3 protein-coding genes and 2 pseudogenes are annotated in these 3551 nt (G+C 29.3%); 2 read left to right on the plus strand and 3 right to left on the minus strand.

What is annotated here, in order from left to right:
* From B5E79_RS13370 to B5E79_RS13075, 3 genes and pseudogenes are all read right to left on the minus strand, one after another.
* Positions 1–245 (minus strand): annotated as a pseudogene (locus tag B5E79_RS13370) (IS4 family transposase); the annotation flags it as partial.
* Between the two features lie 189 nt (positions 246–434).
* Positions 435–758, minus strand: a pseudogene (locus tag B5E79_RS13070) (N-acetylmannosamine-6-phosphate 2-epimerase); the annotation flags it as partial.
* A 196-nt stretch (positions 759–954) separates the two neighbouring features.
* Positions 955–1467: a hypothetical protein gene (locus B5E79_RS13075; RefSeq protein ID WP_087298343.1), complete on the minus strand. Its 513-nt coding sequence runs from the start codon at positions 1465–1467 to the stop codon at positions 955–957.
* 166 nt (positions 1468–1633) lie between these two features.
* Here B5E79_RS13075 and B5E79_RS13080 point away from each other — a divergent pair, with 166 nt between their 5' ends.
* Both B5E79_RS13080 and B5E79_RS13085 read left to right on the plus strand, forming a co-directional pair.
* Positions 1634–2875: an MFS transporter gene (locus tag B5E79_RS13080; protein ID WP_087298344.1), complete on the plus strand. Its 1242-nt coding sequence runs from the start codon at positions 1634–1636 to the stop codon at positions 2873–2875.
* Positions 2856–3551: hypothetical protein (locus B5E79_RS13085; RefSeq protein ID WP_143746795.1), on the plus strand; the 696-nt coding region annotated here is incomplete at its 3' end. The genes B5E79_RS13080 and B5E79_RS13085, both read left to right, overlap by 20 nt.

Here is a 3551-nt window from a genome sequence, read left to right on the forward strand (position 1 = left end):
TTGCTTCTGGCCTGAACAAAGGCAGAGGCAGAAGGAGTATCAATAGAAAAGTCATTGAATTTGAGAAGTTCATCCTTGATGGAAGAAGCGCCCATGCAAAGGATAATCTTCATGATAGTTTCAAAATCAAGCTTTCTGTTTCTGGTAAAATCAGCATCAGGATTGACACAGAAGATAGAACAGACTTGAGAAAGTGTTTTGATATTGTGAAAAAGGACGTTTTTAAGATGTTTATAGCTATTCATGATCAAGTACCTCCAAGATATACCTATAAACAATTGGCCTATTATCAATAAAAAATTGATAATAGGCCGCACACTATCGTTGCAATGTCAATACTTTTCTTTGAAAAATAATAAAAAAAAAGCGAGAGGGTATATTTGCAATATAACCCTCGAATGCCATTCAGTCCTTAACTTAATGACATTGGTTGCTAAAGTTGTTTGATTTGGTCTTAATCGACTGGTTGCATCCATAGCTATAATTTCAACATTTGCAGCCACTAATGCGTCAACTTCATCCATGGTTGTCGTAATATAAATGTCACTACCCGGATAGTCCTTTTTAATAATACCAATAATTGGTAAATTGACTTCTTGTTGAATAGCTTTAATATCTTCAACACTATTCGCACGTATCCCCTTAGCACCTCCCTGATAAGCAGCTAAAGCCATTTTTGACATAATGTAAGATGAATGTAACGGTTCATCTTACATTGCCTGACATGAAACAATTAACTGATTTTTTAGTTTCTCCATTTTCTCCCTCCTTGTATAATCACACTATACTTCTATCGAAAATATTTGACAATATTCTTAAAAGATTTAGAATTTACTTTCAAAATTTTTCAAAAATAAAAACAAAATATCCCTATTTTGAAAGTAATTTCAAAAAACCAACTTAAAAATATTTCTAAGTTGGTTCGCTAATTAACTGATATATAGAATGTTTTCATCATTTTATAACATATACTAAAAAGCTTGATAATATAATCAAAAAAATGCCAACACCAATAAATATCATAGCCATAATTGACTGATGTTCAGGTATTTTTTCAATAAAAGCCATTTTAGGTTTCATTGGATGATAATAAACAGCCATATTTGATCCTAATGGCCACATATTCTGTGCATCACTTTTTCCCATCCTACCACCTGCAATGGATAAACAATCATTTTTTGTTACTCGTACATATGGTTCTCCATCTCTTCTCCAACTTTTCGTAATATAACCACGGAAAGTTCTGACTTTCTTATAAGTTTCTCCAAGCACATGATATTCAACAACTGGCACAATCACTCCATTTCCCCTATAACAATAATCCACAACTATTCCATGTGTCATCTCTTGGCAAAGTTTCGTTTTTCTTTTCTGCCATAATATGATGAATATTCCAACAATAATAAATATCAATCCTAATCCAGCAATGATAAGAAAGACAAGCATGATGATCTGTTCATCTGTCATGATATAAGCCCCCTTTTCTTTATTAAATACCAAATCAAACAAAAAAGCAATTCTTTATACATTAGATAATAATCTAATATAAACATTGACAATTATCTAATAATTGTTATAATTTTATATATACTGAATATATAATTAGATATTTATCTAACAAAGGAGGGGCGTTATGAAATATCAGACATTAAAAAATGAAAAAGAATTCTTAAAGTTAGCCATTGCCACTGGAATCAATCGTTTTGGTGACTCTATTGATGCTTTAGCTTTAACATGGCTTGTTTATGCAATCACTGGTGATGCTATGTATTCTGCTTTTAACTTTGGTATTAACTATTTACCAACTATTTTTTTGACACCTTTTATGGGAGCATTTGTTGAAAAAAGAAATAAAAAAAGGCTCATGGCTTTAAGTGATTTTCTACGTTCATTATTAGTTATGCTCCTTATTCTTTTCTATATGTTTCAACAATTAAATGTTTATATCATTATGTTCACAACATTTATGATTTCTATTTTAGAAACCTTAAGAGTTCCTTCTTCTACACCAATGATTGCTTCTTTAGTTCCCAAGGAAAAATATGACATTGCACAATCTTTGCATACCTCACTATCTAAATCATTAGAAATTGTTGGTATGGGATTAGCTGGCATCTTATTAAATAGCTTTGGAATCATGATCACTTTTATTATTGATTGTCTTTCATTTATAGTCAGTGGTCTTATGATTGGTCATATTCATTTTCATGATAATTCAAATATTCAAAAGCAATCTACGATTTCTTTATTAAAAGAAGGATTTCACTATACCCAAACAAAACAGTCTTTGATTTATCTTTGCTTGATTTGTTGTTGTATCAATGCATTTTTAGTTCCTATTAATGCCTTTTCCAGTGCATTAAGCGTCGAAGTTTATCACAGTGGTCCACAGATGGTTGCTTACTTATCAATGGGCTTTAGTATAGGAAGTGTTTTAGGAGCGACTCTTTATCCCTATATCAGTTCTTATATGAATGCTAAAAAAATGATACAGTCTTTATTTGCTGGAGCGAGTTTTTTCTATATCATGACTATACTTATCTCTTATATCCCTATCACAATAATCAAATCTTTGTTTATTATGACACTGGCTATTTTATTTGGTATAATTGTTGTTTTTGCTAATATGTATGGTCAAATCATGGTTTTACAAAAAGTACACTCAAGTTATTTAGCACGTTTTAGTGCGATTATGAATTCTTTTGGTGTTTCTACCATTCCTCTTGTCTCATTTTTTATGAGTTTCATGAGTTCTTTATTTTCTATTCAAAATATTTTTATTTTTACAGGAATATTTGTTATGATAATAGGAGGAATTCTATTATATAACTCTATTGATGAGGTGATTGATCAAGATGAAAAAGATAATATATAATGAACCTTTATGGTATAAGGAATGGAGAGATTTAGGATTTGAATGTGTGAATGGTCCAAAAGTGATTTCATTAGATATCAAGCAAAAAAATGAACACTTTCAAAATCTCAAAAAGCAACATGATGTATTAGTTAGAAAAGCTAAAAAAATAAAAAATCTGCAAACTTATTTTCAATCATATCAATTAGATAATAATGAAATTTTATGTTTGGCTGATTTTATTTTAAATGCATTTTTCTTTGTCAGTGAATTTCCAAAACATCATATGCAAGAAGAACTCATTCAAAAATTTACACATTTTGATACAAAGGAATTAAGAGAAGATACTTTAAAATTTATTGATTTTCAAAATGATTATATTGAAAGTATTAGAAAATTATCTATTGATAATGAAGCAAAATTGGATTTGATTGAAACACTTTATCATCCTGATAAAATGATTCATGGATTATTTGATATCTTTAAACAGTTTCAAGAGATTTATCAATCTATTGATTATAATCCCATGCTTTTTAACTGTACTCACAATATCAATCAAGATGACTTAAATCAATTTTTTGGACATATTGGTTTAAAAATAGATGAAACACCTATCTCTATTTATCCTACTTTTGTTAATTACAATAAGCTTATATTAATGGTTGAAGATTATCATTATATTTTATTGATAGGAGCA

This window comes from Massilimicrobiota sp. An134, from assembly GCF_002160815.1.
GTDB classification, from domain to species: domain Bacteria; phylum Bacillota_I; class Bacilli_A; order Erysipelotrichales; family Coprobacillaceae; genus Allocoprobacillus; species Allocoprobacillus merdigallinarum.